The sequence below is a fragment of the Paraflavitalea sp. genome (assembly GCF_059502485.1).
Map to the genome: position 1 here is coordinate 380,389 of NZ_JCACET010000008.1, position 26,382 is coordinate 406,770.

The following is a 26,382-nucleotide window of genomic DNA, read 5'->3' on the forward strand; positions in this document are numbered from 1 at the left end:
AACGAAAGTTATAGTCGCTTTTTTCATGCGGGTATAACATGTTTAAAAACCTAATGGGTTATAACACAGAGGCGATAGGCTCTCCCTTGATGTTTTTCCATGTTATTACTGCATAGGTTAACCGTTTACCTTACCCCGCACTCATAATAAATGAGGATATTAACAGCCGTTAGTAAAAATCCTTGTAATAACTTGAAATAAAAGTAAATTGCTTTCTAGTTCATATTGATGTATTTATATAATCTGTGATTTTACTAAAAAGATGATTGGATGGCTAAAAAGGTCCAAACAGGAAAAAAATCCCCAGCTGTAGTCGATTTATTTTGTGGCTTAGGCGGTTTGTCTCATGGCTTTGTAGCGCAAAAAATGAGAGTTGTTGCAGGAATCGATTTGGATCCTGCATGTGAATACGCCTACACAAGCAACAACAATGGCAAATTTATTAAAGCGGATATCGCCAAGGTAAGTGGAGAAGATTTGGTCAACCTCTACGGCGAAGCAGAAATTAGGATTTTGGCAGGATGTGCTCCCTGCCAGCCCTTTTCTACATACTCGCATAGATATGAATTGGAACGAGACGACAAATGGACACTACTCGATCAATTTGCACGCTTGGTAAGAGAGAGCGAACCTCAAATAGTAACTATGGAAAATGTTCCTGCTCTCATGAAACATCCTATATTCAAAAAATTCGTATCGTCACTTGAACGCCAGGGATATAATGTTTGGTTCGATGTTGTAGATAGCTCCGATTATGGTGTGCCACAAACAAGAAAAAGGCTTGTGCTGCTGGGATCGAAATTAGGAGAATTGAAGTTGATCCCTCCAACCACAAAAAAGCCAAAGACTGTTCGGAAAGCTATTGGAAAAACTCCAAGCCTAAAGGCTGGACAAACTCATCCTGAGGATAAAATGCACACAGCAGCAGCTTTGACGGAGATTAATCTTAAACGAATCAAGGCATCAAAGCCCGGCGGCTCTTGGAAAGATTGGCCTGAAGAACTGATCGCAGAGTGTCATCTAAGCGAATCCGGGAAAACCTATTCTAGTGTGTATGGAAGAATGTCCTGGGATGAGCCAGCACCAACAATGACCACCCAATGTTATGGGTATGGCAATGGAAGATTCGGCCATCCAGAACAGAATAGAGCGATCTCATTACGGGAAGCCGCAATTCTTCAAAGCTTCCCCCAAAAATATAAATTCATCAAAAAAGATGCAAAGCTTAACCTTACCGCATTGGGACGCCTGATTGGCAATGCTGTCCCTGTAAAGTTGGGTCAAGCAATCGCAAAATCTATCCAACTGCACATCAACGAGTGCGCATGACACCACCTGCACCACAATTTTCGCTAACGATTAGCCTGAATGTGCTAGAGCATTTGGGAATTAGTCTGTACAGCAATGTGCCTGCGGTGCTTTCGGAAATTGTTGCTAATGCTTGGGATGCAGACGCAAACGATGTTCATGTAAATTGGCATAGGAATGATGAAAAAATTGTCATTCAAGACTCGGGCATAGGTATGCTGCCTAATGATATAAACAAGCGGTTTTTAACAGTTGGTTATCGTCGCAGGGATGAGCAGCCAGGCAACACTCCCAAAGGCCGAAAACCAATGGGAAGAAAAGGCATTGGAAAATTATCCCTGTTTTCGATTGCAAATTGTGTTGAAATCGAAACCGTAAAGAATGGCATCAAGAGCGCATTCAGAATGAAGCTTGAAGACATCCGGCAAAAAATCGAACAGGCTGGTGGAGAAGGAGTTTACAATCCAGAGCCTTTATCTACAGATAACATAGATTTTAAAAACGGTACAAGAATTACGCTCTCTGAATTGAGAAAACGACAAACGGCCCATACTACTTCAGCTTTAAAGAAAAGATTAGCACGTCGTTTTTCAGTCATAGGAGCATCTGAAGAATTTAGGGTCTTAGTAGATAATCAAGAAGTAACGGCCTCCGACCGAGACTATTTCGACAAACTTCAATATTTGTGGACGTATGGCCAACAAAATGAAGTTGTACAATACTCTATAAACGCTCAGCATTTCGATAGAACTGAAGCCAGCAATAATGCTGGCGTATCAATATCCGGTTGGCTAGGGACTGTAAGAGAAGTAAAACATCTGAAGGACGAGGAAGGAGAAAACCTAAATAGAGTTGCCATCTTCGTACGAGGTAAAATGGCTCAAGAAGACATACTTAGTAATTTTTCTGAGCGCGGCGTATACGTAAGTTACCTGATTGGCGAATTGAGAGTCGACTCTCTTGATACATATGATGGCCCTGGATCATCTAAAGACGACGACGCGGCGACCAGCAGTAGACAACAGCTAGTCGAAGACGATGAAAGATTTGTAGCAATCAAAGCTTTTCTTGCTACAGAGCTCAAGCATATACAGAGCGAATGGAAAAGACTAAAAGCGGAAGAAGGGGCCCAAAGAGCACTCCAAATACCTGCAGTTAAAGACTGGATGGATGGACTACCAAAATCATCAAGAACAAAAGCGAAAAAGTGGGTTGGCAAAATCAATCAAATCCGAATCGACGATTTAAATGAACAAAAGCAGCTTATAAAACACTCGATTCTGGCTTTTGAATTTTATCGAGCCAAGGAAAACCTTGATGCCCTTGAAAGAATTACCGATGAAAATTTTGAAACGGCGATAAGCATTTTCGAAGATTTAGACAATCTTGAAGCTACTCTTTACGGCCAGATCGTTCAGCAGAGAATCCAAGTAATTAAAGTACTTGAAGAAAAAGTCGATATCAATGCGCTCGAAAAGGCCATTCAAGAATACTTGTTTGACCACTTGTGGCTGCTTGACCCAGCGTGGGAGCGCGCTGACGGCAGCGAACTCATGGAAAGGCCAGTAACTCAAATGATTGAAGAAGAAACTGCAAGCTTAAGTCAAGAAGAACGCGACGGCCGCCTGGATATTGGATATAGAAAAAGTGCTGGTCAACACATAATAATTGAACTCAAAAGGCCTGAACGTTCGGTTACCACTGCACAGCTCATCGTTCAAACAGATAAATACTTATCCGGCATGGACAAGCTATTGCGGCAACAAGGCAGGGGTTCGGAGCAAGTTAGTATTGTCATACTGCTTGGGAAAGAACCTAGTGATTGGACAACCGATGCCATGAGGCACAGATGGCAAGAATCTTTAAAGATTCACCAATGCAGGGTAGTCTTTTACGAACAATTACTGATCGATGCTCGGCAAACATATCAGGATTATATGGAAAACCGAGATATAGTTGACACTTTAAGCGAAATAATAAGAGCCATCGACAATTATGCCTCAGAAGAAACGACAGAAAGATAAGCTGAGTAAAAGTGAGAGAAGCGCTCTCATGGGCAAAGTTCGGAGTAAAAACACAAAACCTGAAATCATTGTTCGAAAATTACTATATGGTAACGGATATAGATATAGGCTCCATAAAAAATCGTTGCCGGGTTCCCCAGATATTGTATTCCACTCACGAAAGAAAGTTATTTTTGTGCATGGCTGTTTTTGGCATCGTCATGAAGGCTGTAAGCATACAACGACTCCCGGAACGCGAATAAGATTCTGGCAGGCCAAGTTTTCAGCCAATATCCAGCGTGATTTGAAAAATGTTAAATTATTAAAAGAAGCTGGCTGGGAAGTTTTGATTATTTGGCAATGCGAAGTAAAGGACTTAAATGCTCTCCAAAAGAATATTTTCAATTTCCTAGAAAGTAATTAATTCGATACCCACGGTTACATACAATATTCGTTCCTAGAAACATTTCATTTATCTTGTATGTACCTACTAAAAAATGGTGCAAGATCCTGTAGAATCGGCATGTGTTTAATCAAGGATTTATAATATAGATATGATAAACAACGCAGGTGATTTTTACATGGCCACCTTACGAAGCTTAGGCTTGGTCGGACAGCAAGTGACTACCGCTACAGCGAATGCAAGTAGTATTATCAATAAAATTGTCACTGCTTACAACAACGATGTTGGCGAAGGCCATGTAGGCGAACATGGAAACGGTATTCCCAACAGCTTTAGGAAAAGGACATTAGGTCCTAACGGCTTGATATATGGTCGCATACAAAGTGGCAAAACCAGAGCGATGATTACCAGCACTGCTATGGCATTTGACAATGGATTTCGGTTAGCCTTGGTTATGACAAGTAACAATAACGACCTTGTCAATCAAACACATCTGGATTTTATAAAACATCTAGTAGGAGTTAGTGCGTTCACAAAAGATGATGAACTTGATGACTTTATTGAACACGCTCAAGTAGACCTTTCAACTCCAGAGGGCCGCATCGTAATAATTACTTCAAAAGGAGATAAAAGCCTCGCAAATGTTCTTCATTTTTTGGAATCCATAGATGCGCAAAAATATCCACTGTTGATATTCGACGATGAAGGGGATCAGGCTTCATTAGATACCAATACTTACAAAAGGTCGAAAACTGGTGATCTTACCTTAGAAAAAAGTACAATTAACAAGTTGATCTTTAAAATCAGATCGGCTTTTCCGGCCTGTGTTTATGTGGCTGTAACAGGTACTCCACAAGCGGTATTACTTCAAACTGCATCGTCAGATAATAAGCCTTCTTTCATAGAAATGCTGCCGCCGGGTATTGGTTATATCGGCGGTAATTATTTTTTCGAAACTTCCGAGCCTCAAGAAAACGAATATAATCTGATTTCGATTGTTCCAAATTTAGATAAGAGTAGGCTTTTAAGAGCAAGTGGCCGATTTCCCGAAGGCTTAAGAGATGCAATATTATTTTTTTTACTCTCTGCGTCTGCCGCAAAATTGAATAAGGGTCTTCCTTCGGACGGGAAAGGATATCAGTTTCTTTGCCATCCAAGCTTGAGAAACGATGAACAGGCACGTGCTAAAGGACGAATACTCTCTTATCTTACAGCAATCAAAAGAGTATTAATTGGTGAAGAAGATACTCTGGATATATTGGCTGCATTAAACACTCAATATAGAGCATTGCAAATGCAGCTTGGAAGAAATGAAACACCCGCGCTACCTGTATTGAAATCAACTATAAAAGAAATCCTATTACGACCGAGTATTTTGGTAATTAATGCAGCAAATAACAATAGGACAGGAATCGAATATAGGCCAGGGTTCAACTTTTTAATCGGGGGCAATACTTTAGGACGTGGGATAGCAATTCCAAATCTTCTTGTGACTTATTATGTGAGACATTCCAAAGTTTCACAAATGGATACAATGCATCAACACGCCCGGATGTTCGGTTATAGAGAAGATACACTTGCATACACCAAACTGTTTACGACGTTTCCGCTGTACTATAGATTCTGCGACATTTTCTCGTCTGATGAGGCTTTGAGAGGTTTTATCGAACAACATGTGGATGACCCTAAAACATTCCCGATAGATACATCCATTGGATTGAACCCAACTCGAAAAGGAGTGTTAGATGCTGAAAACGTAGTAGCAGTAGTAGCGGGCATGCAAGTCTATCCAAATAGAATGAAATTGCCTCAAACCGCAAGATCTATACATACAATATGGGATTTATTGTTTAATGCATTTAACATATCCGATCAAGACTTAGTAAAACTAAAAACTGTGGGAAAAGAAGGGGTACTGATTTCACTATCGGAAGCATATCAGATGTTGGAGATAATCAAAACCCGTGCGCAAAATACATGGAACGACAGAACAATTCAAACGGTTTTGGATAAACTATATCAGAGATTAGGTTCTCGTATTCGATTAAAATATAGATCCGCTGATAGAACAGTGTTGGAAGATGGGTCTATTTCCTCTGGTACATTGAGTGGAAAAGAACAAAATGATGCAAGACTTGATGAACATACGACGTTGTGGATTATGGATGTGACCCCTAAGCCGTTTGCAGATGCAGAAAAAATGCCTCCATTTTTCTTTCCGACCATTGTTGTACCAAATAAGCTGCCACGGGTCTTTATTTTTACCAAAGCTTAAATGAAACTATTGGCGGCGTTTTCAGTTGAGCTTTTTGCAAATACTCTAATTTTTGATTGATGGTTGCACCATCCACATAAACCTGCATATTAAGTTTGTGTTCCACAAACAAGAATGATGTCCATTAGGCATTCTGGCATATATTCAATAGCCGACACGATGAGATTTGATCGGATTTGGCGATATAAGGTAATTAACTGTAGCTTTTCAAATCGACACTCTAACATAGACTCACGGTTTCTGTTTTAGTTTATGATAATATTTATTGCCATTATGATAGCAAATTCATTACGAGAGGAGGCTATTCTCGTTAACCCTCTATCAGGCAACCCGTTGTGCTAACAAAATCATGGAAAGTTTTTCAGTGCAAGAAATTCCTCAGCTTTTGCGGATAAAGTTTTGAGCAGATAATAATGATAAGTAAGCTCACTAAATATTGACTAATCCTTATGGAGAAACATATAAGACTGAGGAATGATGAGGTGAGAAAGAATTACTACATTTTATGATTTTACTTGTACTAAGTATTGTTATAAAAAATCGTATCTGGCTGGCAGCCATATTTTTATTTGAAACCCAATTAAGCCATGGCTTTTAAACCGAAAATCCTTGTGTCGGCGGTTCGATCCCGCTCCACACCACCAAGAAAATGAAGCGATTACAGCGAAAGCGGTAGCCGTTTTTTCATTTACAACCCCGGAACAGGTTTAGCTTCCCATCGATAAATAACAGAACTGCCATCACCTAACTGTCCAGAAGCGTTTCCTCCCATAGACCAAACCGATCCATTATTTTTCTGCACCAATGTATGTGTGTAACCTCCTGTAATTGCTTTGACATCGGTAAACTGGCTGACATAAAGGGGGCTGGGGGCATGGTAGGAATTAAGTATTTCAATACCCAGATTATCAGCAAGGTTCCAGCCCCATGCCCATACTTTACCATCCTGCTGTATAGCAAATGAGCTATGTGCGCCATTTCCAATGGCAGCAACATTTGTAATTGATAATTGTATTGGTGTAAATTGATGCTGGCCTGTCCCGTTTCCCAATTGACCATGGTTGTTATCGCCCCATGCCCACAAACTACCATCGTTTTTTAATGCCATAGTATGAATGGAGCCATTGGCAGCAATAGATTTGATATTCGTAAGACCGGGTACCTGACCAGGAATTGAACGTTTTGAATCGGCGCTTCCGTCACCCAATACCCCGTTAAGGTTCCATCCCCATGTCCAGACAGTACCATCATTTTTTAACACGACCACATGTGCCACGCCAACCGATATAGAAACGACTTTACAAAGAGTTACCTGTACCGGTGATGATTTATTCGTATAAGAACCATCACCGAGCACGCCCCATACATTGTTGCCCCAGGCCCATAGAGTGCCGTCTTTTTTTAGCGCGATCGAAAAATCATACCCTGCGCCGATTGCTACAATATCGCTGAGCGAAGAAAGCTTTACAGGTATATGCGAATCAGTATTTGTACCATTTCCTAATTGTCCCATTTCGTTGTTGCCCCATACCCAGACGTTTCCATCATTGCCAAGTGCTAATGAATGCGCCTCTCCGGTAGCCACAGAAATGATATTGGTCAGGCCAGCCACCAATACCGGAGTGCTTCGGTGGGTTGTTGTGCCATCACCAAGACATCCGTGAAAATTCGCACCCCATGATTTTATTGTACCATCAGGCAACACAGCCAGGCTATGATAGCTTTGGGCTGCAAAGCTGACATTAGTGACAAGATTGTTAATCGTCTCGCAATTGATAGTTACCGGAGGAGGATCAACCGGCGGAGGGGGTGGGGTCGGAGGCGCCGGAGTGGTTGGAAGACAGCCTTCACAACTATATTCCTTTCCGCAGGAAAAGGAAAAAATCAATAGAAATGAAAATATAAGTAGGCGGGGGTTCATGCAGTGCTAAGTTGTTGGGAAAATAGACCGACATATACTTTTCTTGACAAGCAAAAATTACAGGGCGTTGCATGTGTTTTTCTGAAGAAGACATCCTTAAAATAAGAATGCCCTCCCGATAAACCGGGAGGGCGTTTAGGGCTGCATCTCCTATCGGGGGTATGGTTTCTCTATTCTTTTGCAAACTGTAATACCTGTTTTTCGCTGCCACTTTGCAGGTATAAGAAGTAGGTGCCACTTGCCAAAGTGCTCACGGGTATTTGCAATAGTTGATTGACTGCTGACAAATTCGTGTATTGTTTTACTACCTGCCCGGCGCCGTTCATGATCTGCACATTTATTTTTTCGTACGTGTTATTTAATCGCAGTTGCAACAGGTTGGTAGCCGGATTGGGGAACACTACAATTTCTGTAGCCAGGTTACTTTGCAACAATTGTATGTTGCTGTATTCAATGTCCCCATTGATATGAATGGTCTTTAACCGGTAATATTGTTTTGTGCTGGTAGCTGCATGGTCTGTAAAAGTATAGGTATGCCGTATGGCAGTATTCAGCGCCTCTACCTTACCTATTTTGTTAAAGTGAATACCGTCATTACTTTTTTCAATCTCGTAGCAGCAGATGGCGCTTTCATTCTCCGTAATAAAACTAATTTGCGCCGTTTTGCCTTTTTGCAGCCAGGCGGCTTTAAAAGAGATCAAATCAACTGGCAAAGCTCCTAAAGATAAGCCGGCTACTTGTGCAGACACATACCGCCAGGGGCCGTATACCTGTCCGGTTAAAGCAGTTACAGGATCATATTTTACCCTTACTCTTACTTTGGTATACCTGCTCGGCACTCGTTTGTCTACAAGGTTTTTAAGTAGCGTACCTGTTACTCCCAGATCAGTATAGCTGCTTTGCTGTGATGTGTAAAAGACACTGTTGGTTATGGGTAACCCGTTAAAATAATAATAGTTTACTGTTGTTTCCCAAACCAGTTTCCCTTTGGTTCTGCCCAGGAAAGATTTTGCAAAAAGCCCTGCGCCAAAATTGGGAGCGCCCTTATTGCTCCGTCTTAGGGGAGTAGTTAAATCGGTATTGTATAAAGTAAGATTATTGCGTTTACCGATCCCGGTGTTATTGCCATGGTATATAAAAGCGGCGCCTTCGTCGACTTGACCATAGTCGTAATAGGGCGCGCCCACAATGATATCGCTGTATCCATCGCCGTTGACATCACCAGCGCAGGCTGCGGAAAAACCAAAATAGGAGGTCATCTGGTTACTTAGTATCATGGAGCCGATGACGTTAATGCCCGATGGTGAACCATAATGTACAGATATGGCGCCTTCGTCGAATTCGCCATCATCGTAATAGGGTGCCCCCACAACGATATCGTTATATCCATCGCCATTGACATCGCCAGCGCCCGCTACAGAACGACCCATTTGTGCACCTGACTGGTTGCTTTGCATACTGGGAGCGAAATTGAGGTTCGTGTTGATACCCGATGGCGAACCATAACATACAAAGACGACGCCTTCAGTAGTATAGGAACCGCCGTTGCTATTGGGGGCTCCCACCACCACATCACTGTACCCATCGCCATTGACATCGCCGGCACCGGCTACAGAAGCGCCCATATTGGCGCCTGCCACGTCACCCTCTACCTTTGCGGCGGCGGTGGTCTTGATGCCCGAGGCCGAACCATAGTACACATAGGCAGCCCCTTCAAGGCCCTGGTCATTACTGTAAAAGGGTGCCCCCACGATCACATCACTATACGTATCGCCATTGACATCGCCGGCACTGGCTACAGACCAGCCCATATTGGCGCCTGGCAGGTTACTTTCTAACCTGACAGCTGCGGTAGTGTTGATGCCAGCAGCCGAACCATGATATATAAACGCGGCCCCTTCACCGGCTTCAATATTGTCATAATAGTGCGCCCCCACAATCACATCGCTGTATCCATCGCCATTGACATCACCGGCGCCGGCTACAGAACGGCCCATTTGTGCATTTAACTGGTTGCTTTCTACCCTGGCAGCTGCGATAGTGCTGATGCCCGATGGCGAACCATGATATATAAAAGCAGCCCCTTCGTCCGTTTCGATATTGTCGTAATAGAGCGCCCCCACAATCACATCGCTGTATCCATCGCCATTGACATCCCCGGCGCCGGCTACAGACCAGCCCATATTGGCGTCTACCTGGTTACTTTCTATCATGGTGACTGAGGCGGTGTTGAGGCCCGATGCCGAACCATGATATACGAAGGCAGCACCTTCATTGTCCTGGCCACCGTCGTAATATCGCACTCCCACAATCACATCGCTGTACCCGTCGCCATTGACATCACCGGCACCGGCTACGGAAAGCCCCATAGTAGCGCCTGCCTGGTTTCTTTCTATCATGACAGCTGTGGTAAGGCTGATGCCTGATGGCGAACCATGATAGGTAAAGGCGGCTCCTTCCCCGCCCTGGCCATTGTTGTAATAGCCCGCTCCTACAATGATATCGCTGTATCCATCGCCATTGACATCGCCGGCCGCAGCTACAGAATAACCGAAAATTGAATTTGTCTGGTTACTTTCCAACATGATAGGCGCGGTGATACTGACACCCGATGCCGAACCATGATATACAAAGGCGACGCCCTCATCGTATTCGACATTGTCGTAATTGGGCGCTCCCACAATGATATCGCTATACCCATCGCCATTGATATCTCCGGCGCTGGCTACCGACCGGCCCATACTGGATTCTGCCTGGTTACCTTCTATCTTAAGGACAACGGCAGTATTGAGGCCCGATGACGAACCATGATATATGAACGCGGCGCCTTCACGGGTTTGGTCATTTTCGTAAGAAGGCACCCCGACCAGTACATCGCTGTATCCGTCACCATTTACATCGCCCGCACCGGCTACGGACCAGCCCATATTGGCGCCTGCCTGGTTACTTTCTATTCTTGCGCCAGTAGTGATGTAGTTCCCTGATCCTGAACCATAATATACAAAGATGGCCCCCTCCTCGGCTTGAACATTGGTGTAATTTCGCGCTCCCACAACCACATCGCTGTAACCATCGCCATCGAAATCGCCGGCACCGGCTACGGAAAAACCCAATTGGGCGCCTGCCTGGTCACATTTTAATGGAACGCTGGTGTTGCTAAGGCCAATTGGCGAACCAATGTATACAAAGGCGCCCCCTTCATCGACGTAAGCATTGTTGTCGTAATAGGGTGCTCCAACAACCACATCGCTATACCCATCGCCATTTACATCACCGGCACTGGCTACTGAAAAACCCAATTGGGCACCTGCCTGGTTTCTTTCCACCATGGTGGCTGCGGTGGTGTTGATGCCCGATGCCGAGCCATGGTATACAAAGACGGCTCCCTCATTGGACTGGCCACTGGTGTAAAAGGGCGCTCCCACGATCACATCGCTATACCCATCGCGATTTACATCGCCGGCACTGGCTACGGACCAGCCCAACCAGGCACCTGACAGGTTCCTTTCTACCATGGCGGCGGCAGTGGTGCTGATGCCTGAGGCCGAACCATGGTATATAAATGCGGCCCCTTCGTCGGTTTCACCATTGTCGTATCCAAAAGCTCCCGCAATCACATCGCTGAACCCATCGCCATTGACATCGCCGGCGCTGGCTACAGAATAACCCAAATAGGCGCCTACCTGGTTACTTTCTATCATAGCAGCTGGGGTGATACTGAGCGGGTCGATGGTGATGGGATAGCTGGCCTGTTGGGTATTTACATGAATGCAGTAATCATTATTGCCTTTTTCAAAAGCCGCTTCGAGGGGTTTGCCATTGGCATCCCACACTTTTAACTGCTCGTAGCTTAATACAATACCGCTTTTTTTATTGGCAAACTGCAGCCTATCCTTGCTGAATCGCTGCGCCAGTTTTGTTTGTACACTAAAGCGCAGTTTTATATTGCTATCATCCGATAAAGGCTTTTGAAGAATGAAATTCTGCCGCATGCCTTCCTCGTTATTGATATATTGTACCGTGATGTTATCGGTAATGTACTCGGCCTGGTTGCCGTTTACCTGCCAGCGACCATCGCCTATTTGTTTTTTATCGAGGGTAAAAGACACTTTCCAGCTGGCTATGGTCCTGGGTTCTACGCTAAACCCGTTTTCGTCATACTTAAAACGCAGGTTGTTTCTGCGGTTAGGACTACTATATATATTGGTGTTTTCTACCTGGTGAATATGGTATTCGCTTTGTGCCACATTTTTCATGGCAGCGCCGTACCAGTCGCTTTGCTTTAACTGGTTGGTATCCACCGTGGACGTTTTTAACGCCACAGGCTGAACAGCATTGATATGTTCAGTTGTGCTGTTCTTTCGTGGTACCGGCAATATGGAAATCAGGCAAAACAGTAAAAACACTTGCTTCATATACAGTCAGGGGATTAGGGTAATTGTAGCCTGCAAAGCAATTCATTACCCCCCTGAAATCGTAAAACCAGGCGTAGACAAAGTGTAGACAGCATTAATAAATCGCTGATTATAATGCTTATGCTGAGTCATCATCAGCTTTGTTGGCATTGTTGATGCCCATTTTTTTGTAGAGCCTTGTTTTGGCCCGTCGCACGCTGGCGGGATCAATGTTGAGCAGTGCGGCTATCTCTTTAGTAGAAAGTTTAATATGAAAATAGGCGTAGAGTCGTGCTTCATTTTTGGTGAGGTTGGGATGGCTGGCCTGCAGGTTGTCGAAAAAGTGCGGGTGCACCTGCTCAAAATGCAATTTGAATTTTTGCCAATCGGCATCGAGGTACAGGCTGCTTTGGAGCGTAGATTCGATATCCTGCAACCCCTGGTGCTTGTTTTCAGGATATAGTTTATGTAATTCTTTGATCTGTGTTTTCAGCCTGGCCAGCAACTCGTTTTTCTGCGCAATATACAAGGCAGAGGAAGCCAGCTCCCGCTGATTGGCTTCCAGCTTTTCCTGTAATTGTTCGTTCCGGCTTTTCTCCTGCAGCATCCCGGTATTGATCTCCTGGTTTTCCTGTACTATCGATTGATGTTTCAACCCAAGCTCCTGTAGATCGGCTTCCAGTTGCAAGGCCTCTCTTTCTTTGGCCGATAGCTCCTTTTGTATCGACCGGGTGCGGGCTACCAGGGCTACTGAAAACCCAAAGGTTTGCGTTATACTAACCAGGTCGGTCAACAGGGTCCGCACAAATGGATCACTCATACCATTATGATCTGTGAGCAGGTGATAGAGCGGGATAGACAGCAGGCTTACTACGCCTACTACACTGGCTATTAAAAAGGGGCGGGCGGCAGGTAATTGACGCCGGTAGCCTGCCACACTGATATATAAAATAGTAGCATAAATTATAAAGGTGAGTGCATCGTCCAATATCCAGATATACTGTTCTATGTAAAAAAAGCCAGTATTGATGAACATGAAAACAACACTCAATAGCAAATAGGCTTTCATTACCCATCTCAGTATGGCATCAGGCCGGGGAAACCACTGCTTCGTATTCAGGTACGCGCGGCTGTATTGCACAATGCCGTAGATAGCCACCAACACGCCTATGTGCAAAAGCACGTCATTAAGGCCATACCAGCCAGGCACTCCACCAGCATGCAGCCCGGTACTGAACACCAGGTTGGGAAAAAACACCGGGAAGACCTGTTTGTGAGCGGTGACATAGATCATGCCACCCAATTGTCCGATACAATAGTAGAGAACGGTTTTATCTTTAAAACTGAAGTAGACATAAAGATTATTCAGCAAAAAAAGCAATAGGATCGCCATGGAAGTGATCCAGGTGATCCAGATCAGCTGTTCCTGCAAACTGGCATGATCACCGGCCTCAATTATAATGTCCGGCTTAAACGAATAGTTGAACGGCCCGAGGTGCTGCAGGTCGATATGTATATAAATAGTATTGGCTGTTTTTGCCCGCAATACGCAGGCCATCCCGCGCAGATTGATACAGCCATAGTCGTATCCCGGCATCATGGCCGCCCGTTCTTCCACCCAGGTTTGTGCATTGGCGTCGAAATAATACAACCGGTTATGCATACCAGGAAATAGCCGTATCTGGTAGTTCTTTGCCTGCTGTGATGGATTATCAATAATTATTTTCAGCCAGTAACCCGCGGTCTTGCCCCGTCGCAGGGAATCATTGATGATAAAAGGCAGCGTTTTATCGGTGAGGATCGTGTTGAAACTATAACCATGATCAGGTAAAACTGCGTAATTGTTTATCTGCGCAACAGCGTTGTTGCCAAGTTGATGAACGGGTTGGGCAATAGCGACCACCCGCCATAAGGCGAGCAGCCATAAAACGACAATCTTCTTCAAGCAGGGGTTACTTGTTGGTCAAAAAACCAAAAATAGCGTATATACCTATTATGGATACAATAAATACTTCTTACGCATCACCTTATACTGGCTCAACCCGGGTTCCCAGGAGGCCCGGATCTCTGCTTCCGATTTACCATCGATGATCTGTTGGCGGAAAAGACCGGAGCCAATCTGTATTTCAATGGTGTTCATTTCGCGGCTCAACTTATTATCAAAGAATTTTTCTTTGTGGGGATGTGCCTTATACAGTTCCATGATCCATTGCAGGTTGATCTTTTTGCTTTTGCGCAGGAGGCTCACATCATAGTTGCGCAGGTCGATGCCATAGCAAACCTGGTCCATGAACAGCGGAGTCGCCGACATGCCTTTTATACTCGTAGGCGTATAAGAGAATTCATAGATACCTTTTAATTCCGGGCTACCAAAAACGGTGAAAGGAAACATCGTTCCCCTGCCGTGATTGAGGTAAGTGGCTTCAAACATGCAAACGGAAGGATACAGCAGAATGGATTGTTGCGTGTTCAGGTTGGGAGAGGGTTTAACAGGCAGCACATATTCCATATCGTGGTTATAATTCGCCACCTGTATCACCTTGATCTTGCATTTTACTTTATTGGTCAGCCAGCCTTCGCCGTTGGCCATACGCGCAAATTCACCCACCGTCAATCCATGCGACATAGGAATGGGAAACATGCCAATGCCAGATCTGTACTTCATGTCGAGTATGGGACCATCAATCAGGTAGGCGTTTGGATTGGGGCGGTCGAGAATCAATATTTCTATGCCGCTTTCATAACAGGCGTCCATCAACCGGACTAGGGCATTGATATTGGTATAAAACCGGACACCTACATCCTGGAGGTCATAGATGAGGATATCTACATCGGCAAGGTCCTGTTTGCTCGGTTTGTTCTTTGCGCCGTATAAAGAAATAATCGGAATGCCTGTACCAGCATCCACTTCATCTTTTATTTCTACGCCGGCGCCTACATTACCCCTGAACCCATGTTCGGGGCCGAATACCTTAACAATATTTACGCCGAGTGCGTGCAGACTGTCTACCAGGTGCTTTTTTCCAATAATAGAAGTCGGATTGGCCATCATCGCCACTCGTTTGCCTTTCAGGTAAGGGAGGTATTTATTTACCTGCTCCGCGCCGGTAAGAATGGGTTTCTTTTTGGCAGACTGTGCTTGCGAAGGAATTATGGACAGGAAAAGAAAGCTAATGATGAGTAACAGGCGCATACAATCAGAACGTTTAGCAAGAAAGATAGGTACTAAATTTCATTGTATTACCAGCAGAAAAACGCATTGTATGTTAAACAATTAGAATTTGCATTTCCGGTGCTTGTTTTGCCCCATTCATGCTCCATGTGAGGTTAATTTATGCTTCAAGTGCGCTTTAACCTGCAAGGAAGACACATGGATGAACTTTTCATGAAGTCTCTACATGTATAGTTTACTGTTAGCCGCAAAAGGGTCTTTTTCCTCCTTAATTCATCATATAAACATAATTTATCTATGTGGTAAATACTATACTTATCGAGTATTTCTCCATTTTTTAATGCTCACAGACGTATTTTTTAATACTTATTACTTATTGTTTAGTAAGTAGTTATTTGTTCTCCTTTAAATAATTGATCTGCCTCAACGATAAATTGTTCTTTTCTTGATAAATCTGTTTATATTCATTTCGGATTATTAAGTTATTCATTTACAAACCAAAACTCACATGAGAAAAAAACTCTCCAGTTTTTTACTGGCGATGCTCTGCTTTGCATTCGCCGGTAACTCACAAGTCCTGACCGTCTCCGGCAAGATTTTAGATGAAAAAGGAGCACCCATTCCTTTTGTTTCAGTAGTTCTCAAAGGCAAAAATTCCACAGGTACATCAACAGACGCAGATGGCAGTTACAGGATCTCCGCTTCGAGAGGAGATATTCTTGTCTTGTCTGGCGTAGGCTATGTTACTAAGGAAGTGCCCGTATCAGGCGCTTCCATGGACGTTACCCTTAATGCGGGTAAAGATGCCTTGTCTGAAGTAGTGGTAACAGCCATGGGTATCAGGAAAACAGAACGGGCGATCGGTTATGCGGTGTCGAAAGTAGACCCCGGAACCATGCTGCAGCGTTCTGAACCAAACGTGTTGAACACACTGGCTGGTAAAGTTCCCGGTGTGGATATCCGCGCTGGTCAGGGTGCACCTGGTGCAGCCTCCCGTATTCAGATCAGGGGTGTATCCTCATTCGGTGGTGCCGATCCCTTGATCGTGGTGGATGGTGTTCCTTACAGCAACAACGTAATAAATACCTCCAACCCATTCAGCGGTGGTGGTACTTACGGCTCCAGTATCAATAACATTGACCCTAACGACATCGAAAGTGTCAATATCCTGAAGGGCGCTGCTGCTGCTGCCCTATATGGTTCACGGGCCGCCGGTGGTGTTGTATTGATCACCACTAAATCAGGCAACCCAAGAAGAGGAGCCAAATCACTCAACGTAACTTACAGGGCCGGCTATAGCATCGAGAAAGTAGCCAACATTCCTGAATTCCAGAACCTGTACGGCGCTGGTGCCAACTTCAGAACACAAAGCTCAAACGGTTCCTGGGGAGCCAGGTTTGGAAAAGGCGTTATCTATAATGCTTCAGGTGCGGTAATCGGTACTTCTGCTTCAGGTGTTGACTCTATTCCTGCCAGCACCTGGGCTACCATGTTTGCTTCTTATCCGCAACTCTTTCCAAATGGAAGAGCTGCTTATAAAGCTTATCCCAATAACGTAAAAGATCTTTTCACTACCGGTAACCTGATGGAGCACTCCGTTAGCATGAATGGTGGCGAAGGCAAATCACTGTTCAGTGCCACGCTGTCGCATCTTGACCAGGATGGCTACATCACCAACTCCAGCTACCGTAAAAGCAATATGAGCGTAGGCGGCCAAACGGCTATCGGAAAACTGACCATCGGCGCCAATGCATCTTATGCACGGTCTAAACAAGTAGGTGGTTTCATCGGTGCTGCTCAAAGCTTCCTGTCACAGTGGGGTCGTACCTATACCATGGCCCGTAACTGGGATATCGCAGGTTACCCATCTGAAAACATAGCTGGACAACAAATCGGTTTCAACGACGGCCAATATACCAACCCAATCTGGGCAGCTTACCACAACGTTATCACTTCTGTTGATGATCGTCTGGTAGCAACCATGAGGGCTTCTTATAAGTTCAATAACTGGATCAGGCTTGATATGAACGCCGGTGTCAATAATTACACCTTGTTCAGGGATCAGATCATCGACAAGTCTTCTTATGGTGGTGCTGATAACCCTGGAGGTAATATGCTTGAGGTAGTAAACAGGCAACAGGAGGTCAACGGAAAGCTGGTGGCTGTTATGAATCCCAAGATCGGCAAAGACTTTACGCTCGATGTTAACGTGGGTTTGGATGTCAACGAAAGGAATACCCGCAATCAGCAGCTCTATGGTGCTGACTTTGTAATTCCCGGCTTATTTGCTATTACCAATACCCGTCGCCAACGATTTGACGCCGACAGGAGAAGTAAAAGAAGGCTGGTAGGTTATTACGCTGATGCGTCACTCGGTTATAAAAACATGGCTTTCCTTAACGTAGTGAGCAGAGCGGATCAGACCTCTACGCTTGCATATAAGAATGCAACTTATTTCTATCCTGGTATTTCCGGATCACTTATCTGGTCTGAAGCGCTTAATCTTAAATCCAACTGGTTCGACTACGGTAAGATCCGTGCAGGCTATGCCCGCGTAGGTAATGATGCGGACCCTCACAACATGGAAGCTGTTTTCGGCCTGAGCGCAGCAGGTTTCCTGGGTCAGCCAACTTCTACAAGAAGCAACACTACTTTCGATCCAAACCTCACACCTGAGTTCACTACCGAGTTGGAATTGGGTACAGATATGCGGTTCTTCAACAATCGTATCGGTGTGGAAGTAACCTGGTACGACAGAAAGTCTACTGACCTCATCTATGCCATTACACTTCCTCAAACAACAGGTTACAACAGGTTCTATACTAACCTTGGAGAGATCAGCAATACAGGTTGGGAAATGGCATTGGACCTGAATCCTATAAAAACTAAAAACATACAGTGGGATATCCGCGCTGTTTTCACCAAAAACAAAAACACCGTTGAGAAGCTGATAGAAGGACTCCAAAGAAGCCAGCTTGGTGGTTATAACTGGATAGAACCAGGAAAACCTTATGGCTTCTTAAGAGGTGGTTATTCTGCCCGCTCAGATGATGGTCAGTTGCTGATCCATCCGCTGTCTGGTATGCCATTGGTTGAGCCCAATGACGGTATGGTAGGCGATCCTAATGCCGACTTCAAAGTAGGCTTTACCAACACTGTTTCTTTTAAAGGGTTTACATTGAATGTGCTGGTAGATTGGACACAAGGTGGAGATTTCTACTCTGAAACCATCAACGGTATGCTGGGTAGAGGTGTAACCAGGGATACTGAAGACAGAGAAAGGATGGCCGTTATCTCTGGTATTTACGGCAACCCCAATCCCGTTGTAGGTGCAGATGGTCTCCAGCACTATGCGCCTATGCTGGTGGGTGGAAAAACCGTACCCAACCAAACGAGGGTTACTGTTAATGACCTGTTCTTCACTGCAGGTACCGGCGCCAGCTTCGCTACGAACGGTGCGTTTGAATATGCAGTATTCGATGGTACTATATACAGGTTAAGAGAGGTAAGCCTGAGCTATAGCCTGCCTACAAAATGGGTGAGCAAACTCAAAGTATCTAACATCAACCTCGCAATAAACGGTCGCAACCTGTGGTACCTGTCTCCCAATGTGCCCAAGCATACCCGTTTCGATACCGATATGAACTCTGTAGTAGGAAGTGGTACACAAGGTGTTGAAACCGGCGGTGCTCCCAGCTCCAAGAGATTCGGTGTTAACTTAAACGTAACCTTCTAATTAAAAGCAACAATTCAATCATGAGAAAGAATTCATTTATATACGCTTTTTCAGCTGCACTGGTCCTTGTGACAGGCGCAGGCTGTAAGAAATTTCTCGATGTAAACAAAAACGTCAACGATCCCACTCCAGCCTCTGTTAGCTTATCCTATGTACTGAGTGCTGCCGAGCGCAATATTGCCGGCAACCTGGCACTGGGTACTGGTCTGGGCAACACGATGTCGGTTTATACCCACCAGATGACTGGCCGTGTAGGCGCAGACAGGTATGGTGCTGGTTCTTCCGGCTGGGAGGGATTGTACAGTGCACTTTCCAACCTTAACGTGATCATCGCCCGTGGAACTACTGAAAAGAATTTTGTATACGCAGGTGTTTCCAAAATTCTGAAGGCTTATACAGTAAGCATGCTGGTAGATGTTTATGGCGACGTGCCCTTTTCTGAGTACGACAAGTTCGACTCAGGTATCACACAGCCTAAATTCGATAAAGGCATCGATATCTATCCACAGTTGTTTGCTTTGATAGATCAGGGTATTGCTGATATCAACAATACAACACCTAACCCTGTAAAGCCGGGCGCAGATGATTATATCTACAAAGGCAGCACAGCAATGTGGATCAAAGCCGCCAATACCCTCAAGCTGAAACTGTATACACAGGTAAGGCTGGTACAGGACGTTAAGACGCAGGTTGCGGCATTGCTCAGCAATCCGGCTACCCTGATCAACACGCAGGCCGAAAGCTTTATGATGCCTTACGGTCCGCTCGGCACAACTGATGACAGGCACCCTGCTTACGGCGACTATACCGCTACACAGCGTGGTGGCCAGCTATTCAGCCCCTGGTTGTATGAGATCATGAAAGGATGGAATCCAGACATCCTGACCGGCCTTGCCGATCCACGGATCCCTTATTATATCTACAATCAAAAATCAGCCCCAGGTGGCACTAACCCAACACCTGAAAACTGTACGGAATACCGCGACGGAGGTTTTGTTACCATCATCTTCGGTTCTGCAGGCTCCTGCCGCGATGGTTCCAACAGCCAGACTTATTCTCTCTTTGGTGTATACCCTGCAGGTGGCCGCTTCAATGATAGCGCCGCAAGAGCTGTTAACTCGATTGGTGTTGCAGCAGCAGGCACCGGCGCCCGTCCGCACGAGTTCATTACTTATGCCGACCGCCTGTACCTCGAAGCTGAGCTGATCCTTGCCGGAACAATCACCGGTGATGCCAAAGCCGCTTTCAGCAAAGCACTGGATGCGTCATTTGGCCAGGTAGACAATATAGTAGCCAACTACGTTAAACCAAGCACTGCCGGCTCTGCACAAACAGTTCCCGCAATCGCCGGACTGGCCGCTACTACGACTTACAAAAACGGTGTACTCACCGCTTTTGATGCAGCAAGCGCAGCCAAAAAGATGGAATTAGTTATGACAGAGAAATGGATCAACAGGATCGAAAATCCTATTGATAACTACACCGACTACAGAAGGACCAAATACCCTGTATTATTTGCACCGGCACCAGAAGGTACTGTAAGCGCCGTGGTTGCTCCTGACGGAACCAGAACTCCTGTGCAAAACGATAGAAAATATCCCTGGTCTTTACCATTTAGCAATTCGGAGATCGGCTTAAACAAAAATGCGCCGCCACAAAAGACTCCTGAAAACTATAAAGTATTCTGGCAGCCTTAATCCATTTCTTACTATTAAAAAGATTAAATCATGAAACTGAGAAAGATAAATATAGCTACAGCCGTTGCATTCGCTACAACGATTGCATTTGTATCCTGCTCAAAAGACGATGGAGCAATCCCTAAGAACATCAACATCGAAAGCGTTCCTGCTGTTTCCATCAATCTTGAAGCTGGTGGTTTCACAGCTAACGTCAACGTTGCCGACCTGCCAACTTTCCAGGGCAAGTTCAAAACGATTTTGTATTTCGACAATACAACGCCACCTACTAAGATCGACGTAGTAGTCAGGAAAAGAAACGGTGTTACCGGATCGGCAAAGTTGTTTAAAGGAGATATTGCCACTTTACCTGCCAGCTTTACGATCACTTCGGCAGAATTAGCAACCCTGGTTGGAGCACTTGTAGCAAAAGACACCATCGAAATTGCGCCCGACATTTATGTTGGCAGCAAGAAATATGAAGCCTTCCCTGCTTCCGGCGTTGCCGGTTCAGGTTCTGGTGTGATCGGTATGTCTGGTGTTAACTTCGGAGAGAGAATTACCTATTACATTAAGTAATGTCTTGTGTATAGAACAGCTGAATCTTTCAGCAATTAAAAAAAGCGGTCATCATTAAATGATGGCCGCTTTTTTATTGGAGCCAGGTATGCTTAATAAGCTGGTTACTTCAGCGCAGCTTGCAACACTTTCTTATTGCCGTCTATCTTTTCTGTGATGGGCAATCCAAGCAGGCCGGCTATTAAAGGATATACATGTATATTCTCAAATGTGGGAATGGTAATGCCTTTCTTAAAAGCAGGCCCCCAGGCATAGAAAATGGCATGCATGTCTTTTACTTTGGAAGGATCAAACCCGTGATAACCCGGTTTGGGCTTTTGACCGGCAAATACTTTGGGCCAGGTGGGCAGCAGTAAAATATCGCCTATTCTATTGTAGCGATCATCGGCAGCACCATAGTGCAAATTAGCAGGCACTTCTTTTTTCAGGTACACCTGGTAATCTTTTGCTTCTTGCTTCAGCTGTTTATATAAAGGCATTATTGCTTGTTTGTCTCTTGCATAAAGACTTACAGTAGTGCCAGAAGACTGAATAATAAATTGAGTGGTGTCAATAGCAGCCGGAAAAGACATCCAGCTTATAGTATCAACCGTTGTCATACCGTGATCGGCCACCAATACAAAGTTTACGGGCAGGCCAGTACTTTTTACTGCTTGCGTCAGGCGATAAATAGCCGTATCCACCATACGCACGGCCTCAGCGGTTTCAGGCGCATCGGGGCCATAGGTATGCCCGGTATGATCAGGCTCATTGATATAAAAAGTGATCAGGTGTGGACGCTTGTCTTCGGGCAGGGACAACCAATCTTTTACAATCGCTATTCGCCTGTCTACACTGATCTTTTCAGTATAGTTGAAGGAATAAGTTGCACGCGTATTTTTTACTGCTGCTTCCGAGCCAACCCAGAACATACTCGCACTTAGCAATTGATTTTCTTCTGCCAGCACCCACAAGGGTGTACCGCCATACCAGCTACTATCTCCCACTTCTTTTTTATTGCTCATGCTGTAGGAGCGATCTTTCGACCCGTCATAAAACCAATTGGCCACGAGGCCATGATGCGAAGGGTACAAACCCGTTGCAATGGTATAGTGATTGGGAAAAGTAACCGAGGGATAAGAAGGCTTCATGGATGCCGCACTAACGCCCTGTTTTGCCAGTGCCTGAATATGGGAGGCATTGTACTTGTTTGCATAATCGTAGCGAAAGCCATCCAGGGAAATCAGTATAACATAGGGCTTTTTCCTGCTGGCTTCGCTATTTACGCGACCCGGCACCAACTTTTGCGTGGTATCTACTGGCGCTTCCTGCCTGGAAACATAAACATTCCGTGAACGGATGCGATGGTCACGCACATATTGTTGCAATTGTTTACCAGCTTCTATCGTTCTGTCACTGGAAAGAATATCCGCGCCGCGATCGATCAGCTCATAATAAAGTTTATCACCACGGGTGGCCGCCTGCCTGTCGAGGTTGCCCATCGTGCCTACAATACACATGATCTTTCGCTCATGCAGAAAATTGTACAAAGTAGAGTCCGGCTCACGCACGCCTACAAAAGCAACCATCCTGTTGTCGGGAACTCCATTGGCCTGTAGCCTGTCATACGCTTCTTTGCTCGACACAGACACGGAGATCATAAGATCCGGCGCCAGTTCATGCACTTCCTTCGCCTGATCGGCATTGTAAGTAATGATCACAGAGTAGGCTTCGGCCTTGCAACGACGCACCGCTTCTATAACACGCGCAAAGGGCACGCCGCGCTTTACATCCAGGGTGTACAATACCTTATCTTTTCCCCACAACAACACCTCATCAAGTGTGGGGATATGAAAAGCAGTAACGTTCCCGTCACTGTCTTTAAGGTTGAGCTTTTTCAACTCGTCCAGGGTATAATCGCCAATAAGGCCAGTGCCGGTAGTAGTCCGGTCCAGCTTATCATCGTGCATCATTATCAGGGCCGAATCCTTGCTAAGAGCGATATCGCATTCAATGACAAGGGGCTGGTAACGAATACTATTCTCAAAAGTCTCGATGGCATTTTCGGGAAACCCTTTTTCCGGGCCGCCACGGTGGGCACTTACCAGCGGGTAACGGTTTTCGCTGCGCACCAGGAATTGGCGTAGTTCTTCAATGGTCTTGAACCTGATCGTGCTGCTGGCCTGCTGGGCCTCAGTAGTAAATGCAGCCAATAAAAGAAGGCAACAAGTAAATAGGCCAGATTTTCTCATGGCGCAAAATTAAAAGCAATTCAGGATATCCTGCCACGGGTAATATGGATTAATAAGGCGTTAATGTTGGTGCGATTGAAAATCCCAAAAACTCAATAAATTGCCGCATGCATTTTAATTTATTCGATACCTCCGTATACAAAAGCAGGCGGCAGGCGCTGCTGCAAAACATGGGCTCGGGCCTCATCGTATTGATGGGCAATGAAGAGACCGGCATGAACTATAAAGATAACTGGTACCCCTTTCGGCAGGATAGCACTTTCCTGTATTATTTCGGGCTGGATGTGGCCGGCCTGGTAGCCATTCTGGACGCAGAAAGCGGTGAGGTGGTCATCTTCGGCAACGAACTGAGCATCGATGATATCGTTTGGACTGGGCCCCTGCCCTCCCTGAAGGAAATGGCAGGTGCTGTAGGTGTTACGCAGACCGCTCCTTATAACGATATCGCCACCTGGGTGCGCAAAGCACGGGGTGCCGGACGCACGGTTCACATCCTGCCTCCCTATCGTGCAGAAAATAAGATCAGATTGGCTGATTGGTTCCAAATACCTGTTCAGGATGTCGATAGCCAGGTTTCCCTGCCATTGATCAAATCGGTGATCCGCCAGCGCGTGATCAAAGAAGACATAGAAGTAGCCGAAATAGAAAAAGCGGTTTCCATCAGCGCCGACATGCACCTCGCCGGCATCAAATATGCAAAGGCAGGCATGAAGGAATTTGAAGTGGCAGCCAAAGTACAGGAAGCTGCTTACATAGCAGGGGGAAGACTCGCCTACCCGATCATTTGTACCGTAAATGGCGAAACGCTGCACAACCATTATTATGGTAATACGATCCGCGAAGGTCAGATGTTGTTGCTGGATGCAGGTGCAGAAAGTGACCTGCACTATGCAGGCGATCTGACACGAACCTTCCCGGTTGGAAAAAAGTTTACTACCGAGCAAAAAGAAGTATACAATACAGTGGTGGCATCTTTGGATCACGCTGTCAGCTTACTCAAGCCGGGCGTACGCTTCCGCGATGTACATGCCGGCGCCTGTGAAAAGCTGGTAGAAGGACTCACCGCTATGGGCATTATGAAAGGCAATGCTGCTGAAGCAGTAGCAGCCGGCGCACACACCTTGTTTTTCCAATGCGGCCTGGGCCACATGATGGGCATGGACGTGCATGACATGGAAGACCTTGGCGAACAATATGTAGGATATTCAGACGATCTGCAAAAAAGCAAAGAGTTTGGCTGGAAATCACTAAGGCTGGGACGTGCCGTGGAGCCGGGTTATGTACTCACCGTTGAACCGGGTGTTTACGTTATCCCCACGCTGATCGATCAATGGGCTGCAGAAAAGAAGCACACCAATTTTATCAATTACAAAGCCCTGGAATCTTTCCGCAACTTCAGCGGCATCCGGATAGAAGACAACTTCCTGGTAACTGCTGATGGCAATCGTAAGCTCGGCAAATACCTTCCTAAAACAGCGGAAGAGATCGAAGCGCTCAGAGGATAATTTTCCGGAAACAACAATAAGCAAAGCGGCCCTTCTGATCTTTCAGAAGGGCCGCTTTGTTATAATAAGGTTTAATGATTATTGGTATTCGTATTTTACCAGTACATCGCCATCATTGGATGTAAGCGGGTAACCATTTGCATCGTACGTATACTGATGAGTGAGGGTATAATCGAACGCTGTGCCGGGGAAATCATATGCTGCAGTAAGTAACTCGCTCTTCGAGCTGAACATGAGTGAGAAACCAGCCTGGTCCAATACATATTTTGATAATTGGGGGAAAGGAGATTTCTTGCTACCGAAAGCAAAAGTTGCTTTATAGGTATAAACACTATTGGGCGCAGACTCTATCTTGGTAACGTTACCATTGGTATAAGTCAGGTTCATGTTTACTTCTATATCAGCCTGCTTCATATAAAGCTTGATCTTTGATACCTGACCATTCTCTACGGTATAAGTCAACTCATCATCTTCTATCAGGTCGCCGACTTGGCCATTCATCACCTCCCAGGTTTTAAGCGCGCCTGTTACAGGTACATTGTTGTTGTAGGTGTAGGTATATACATTCTTGAAGTCTTCTTCCACAGATTCTACTTTTGTCAGGTTGCCGGCTGCATCATAAGTAAAGTTCACATACTCACTTCCATCGGCGGCTGCAAAGCGGGTAAGCTTTTTAGCATCGTTGTACGTGAAATTATAAACCGTGTTAACGCCGTTCTCTGTTTCAGTCATTTTGTTAACAAGCTTGGCAGGAGGATTGTTACCGCCTCCACCATTGTTGTTATCATCATTACTGTCTTTGTCTTTTTTGCAGGAGGTGAATACCAATGCAGACAGCAAGCCTGCCAATACGAATACTTTTTTCATGACATTTTTTGTTTTAAATGGTTATACTTCGCCGCCGGCACCATGCCTTGAAGCGATTGGAGCGCAATATTAACAGCCTTCACAGGCGTAGAAATAAGCAACCGGTATGAACTGTCTGAAACAACGAATAAACTGTCTGTATTTATAGTCGGGTCATTTTTGTCCTAAAAATATTTGGCATTGAGGTGTTATATTACCGCTGATTCCCTATATTTGAATTGCTTTTCTTTTATCACTAATCGTGGTTAAGCTCTGATCTAAGTAGCACTAATGATTATATGGGAATGAAAAGGGCCCTCACGGGCCCTTTTT

The 26,382-nt window shown here is 45.2% G+C and carries 14 protein-coding genes; 8 read left to right on the forward strand and 6 right to left on the reverse strand.

All coding sequences use genetic code 11. The features are described from left to right. Positions 1 to 270: 270 nt before the first annotated feature. The 4 genes from AC5JBY_RS04270 (at position 271) to AC5JBY_RS04285 (ending at position 5,989) form a co-directional block, all read left to right on the forward strand. Positions 271 to 1,329, forward strand: a complete 1,059-nt coding sequence (locus AC5JBY_RS04270) for a DNA cytosine methyltransferase (protein ID WP_495903317.1) — start codon at positions 271 to 273, stop codon at positions 1,327 to 1,329. Further along, positions 1,326 to 3,332, forward strand: a complete 2,007-nt coding sequence (locus AC5JBY_RS04275) for a BbrUII/HgiDII family restriction enzyme (RefSeq protein WP_495903318.1) — start codon at positions 1,326 to 1,328, stop codon at positions 3,330 to 3,332. The genes AC5JBY_RS04270 and AC5JBY_RS04275 overlap by 4 nt, the downstream gene beginning before the upstream one ends. Beyond that, positions 3,304 to 3,735: a very short patch repair endonuclease gene (locus AC5JBY_RS04280; RefSeq protein ID WP_495903319.1), complete on the forward strand. Its 432-nt coding sequence runs from the start codon at positions 3,304 to 3,306 to the stop codon at positions 3,733 to 3,735. Before AC5JBY_RS04275 ends, AC5JBY_RS04280 begins: the two co-directional genes overlap by 29 nt. Positions 3,736 to 3,865: 130 nt before the next feature. Further along, the gene (locus AC5JBY_RS04285) at positions 3,866 to 5,989 is read left to right on the forward strand and encodes a Z1 domain-containing protein (RefSeq protein ID WP_495903320.1); all 2,124 of its coding nucleotides are present in this window, start codon (positions 3,866 to 3,868) and stop codon (positions 5,987 to 5,989) included. A gap of 688 nt (positions 5,990 to 6,677) precedes the next feature. Here AC5JBY_RS04285 and AC5JBY_RS04290 read toward each other — a convergent pair. The 4 genes from AC5JBY_RS04290 to AC5JBY_RS04305 form a co-directional block, all read right to left on the reverse strand. Next, the gene (locus tag AC5JBY_RS04290) at positions 6,678 to 7,910 is read right to left on the reverse strand and encodes an RCC1 domain-containing protein (protein WP_495903321.1); all 1,233 of its coding nucleotides are present in this window, start codon (positions 7,908 to 7,910) and stop codon (positions 6,678 to 6,680) included. A gap of 170 nt (positions 7,911 to 8,080) precedes the next feature. Beyond that, positions 8,081 to 12,325 (reverse strand): FG-GAP-like repeat-containing protein, encoded by a 4,245-nt coding sequence (locus AC5JBY_RS04295; protein ID WP_495903322.1) that lies wholly within the window; start codon positions 12,323 to 12,325, stop codon positions 8,081 to 8,083. A 118-nt stretch (positions 12,326 to 12,443) separates the two neighbouring features. Next, complete coding sequence (locus tag AC5JBY_RS04300; RefSeq protein WP_495903323.1) at positions 12,444 to 14,249, reverse strand: 7TM diverse intracellular signaling domain-containing protein; 1,806 nt, start codon at positions 14,247 to 14,249, stop codon at positions 12,444 to 12,446. Positions 14,250 to 14,297: 48 nt separating this feature from the next. Next, complete coding sequence (locus AC5JBY_RS04305; protein WP_495903324.1) at positions 14,298 to 15,497, reverse strand: exo-beta-N-acetylmuramidase NamZ family protein; 1,200 nt, start codon at positions 15,495 to 15,497, stop codon at positions 14,298 to 14,300. Between the two features lie 487 nt (positions 15,498 to 15,984). Between AC5JBY_RS04305 and AC5JBY_RS04310 the strand changes: the two genes are divergently transcribed. The 3 genes from AC5JBY_RS04310 to AC5JBY_RS04320 are packed head-to-tail and all read left to right on the forward strand — an operon-like array spanning position 15,985 to position 21,467. Then, complete coding sequence (locus AC5JBY_RS04310; RefSeq protein ID WP_495903325.1) at positions 15,985 to 19,212, forward strand: SusC/RagA family TonB-linked outer membrane protein; 3,228 nt, start codon at positions 15,985 to 15,987, stop codon at positions 19,210 to 19,212. A 20-nt stretch (positions 19,213 to 19,232) separates the two neighbouring features. Then, positions 19,233 to 20,909 (forward strand): SusD/RagB family nutrient-binding outer membrane lipoprotein, encoded by a 1,677-nt coding sequence (locus tag AC5JBY_RS04315; protein ID WP_495903326.1) that lies wholly within the window; start codon positions 19,233 to 19,235, stop codon positions 20,907 to 20,909. A 30-nt stretch (positions 20,910 to 20,939) separates the two neighbouring features. After that, the gene (locus tag AC5JBY_RS04320) at positions 20,940 to 21,467 is read left to right on the forward strand and encodes a hypothetical protein (RefSeq protein WP_495903327.1); all 528 of its coding nucleotides are present in this window, start codon (positions 20,940 to 20,942) and stop codon (positions 21,465 to 21,467) included. 104 nt (positions 21,468 to 21,571) lie between these two features. On the opposite strand, the gene AC5JBY_RS04325 is transcribed toward AC5JBY_RS04320, so the two are convergent. After that, positions 21,572 to 23,698 carry an alkaline phosphatase family protein gene (locus AC5JBY_RS04325; RefSeq protein ID WP_495903328.1) on the reverse strand — a complete coding sequence of 709 codons (2,127 nt, stop codon included), beginning with the start codon at positions 23,696 to 23,698 and terminating at the stop codon, positions 21,572 to 21,574. 107 nt (positions 23,699 to 23,805) lie between these two features. Between AC5JBY_RS04325 and AC5JBY_RS04330 the strand changes: the two genes are divergently transcribed. Continuing rightward, positions 23,806 to 25,203: an aminopeptidase P family protein gene (locus tag AC5JBY_RS04330; protein ID WP_495903329.1), complete on the forward strand. Its 1,398-nt coding sequence runs from the start codon at positions 23,806 to 23,808 to the stop codon at positions 25,201 to 25,203. A 78-nt stretch (positions 25,204 to 25,281) separates the two neighbouring features. On the opposite strand, the gene AC5JBY_RS04335 is transcribed toward AC5JBY_RS04330, so the two are convergent. Beyond that, positions 25,282 to 26,070: a hypothetical protein gene (locus tag AC5JBY_RS04335; RefSeq protein ID WP_495903330.1), complete on the reverse strand. Its 789-nt coding sequence runs from the start codon at positions 26,068 to 26,070 to the stop codon at positions 25,282 to 25,284. Between the last annotated feature and the right edge of the window lie 312 nt (positions 26,071 to 26,382).

Coding starts and splice junctions, on each gene's coding strand:
- AC5JBY_RS04270 (WP_495903317.1), top strand. CDS start 271: ATGGCTAAAAAGGTCCAAACAGGAAAAAAATCCCCAGCTGTAGTCGAT.
- AC5JBY_RS04275 (WP_495903318.1), top strand. CDS start 1,326: ATGACACCACCTGCACCACAATTTTCGCTAACGATTAGCCTGAATGTG.
- AC5JBY_RS04280 (WP_495903319.1), top strand. CDS start 3,304: ATGCCTCAGAAGAAACGACAGAAAGATAAGCTGAGTAAAAGTGAGAGA.
- AC5JBY_RS04285 (WP_495903320.1), top strand. CDS start 3,866: ATGATAAACAACGCAGGTGATTTTTACATGGCCACCTTACGAAGCTTA.
- AC5JBY_RS04290 (WP_495903321.1), bottom strand. CDS start 7,910: ATGAACCCCCGCCTACTTATATTTTCATTTCTATTGATTTTTTCCTTT.
- AC5JBY_RS04295 (WP_495903322.1), bottom strand. CDS start 12,325: ATGAAGCAAGTGTTTTTACTGTTTTGCCTGATTTCCATATTGCCGGTA.
- AC5JBY_RS04305 (WP_495903324.1), bottom strand. CDS start 15,497: ATGCGCCTGTTACTCATCATTAGCTTTCTTTTCCTGTCCATAATTCCT.
- AC5JBY_RS04310 (WP_495903325.1), top strand. CDS start 15,985: ATGAGAAAAAAACTCTCCAGTTTTTTACTGGCGATGCTCTGCTTTGCA.
- AC5JBY_RS04315 (WP_495903326.1), top strand. CDS start 19,233: ATGAGAAAGAATTCATTTATATACGCTTTTTCAGCTGCACTGGTCCTT.
- AC5JBY_RS04320 (WP_495903327.1), top strand. CDS start 20,940: ATGAAACTGAGAAAGATAAATATAGCTACAGCCGTTGCATTCGCTACA.
- AC5JBY_RS04325 (WP_495903328.1), bottom strand. CDS start 23,698: ATGAGAAAATCTGGCCTATTTACTTGTTGCCTTCTTTTATTGGCTGCA.
- AC5JBY_RS04330 (WP_495903329.1), top strand. CDS start 23,806: ATGCATTTTAATTTATTCGATACCTCCGTATACAAAAGCAGGCGGCAG.
- AC5JBY_RS04335 (WP_495903330.1), bottom strand. CDS start 26,070: ATGAAAAAAGTATTCGTATTGGCAGGCTTGCTGTCTGCATTGGTATTC.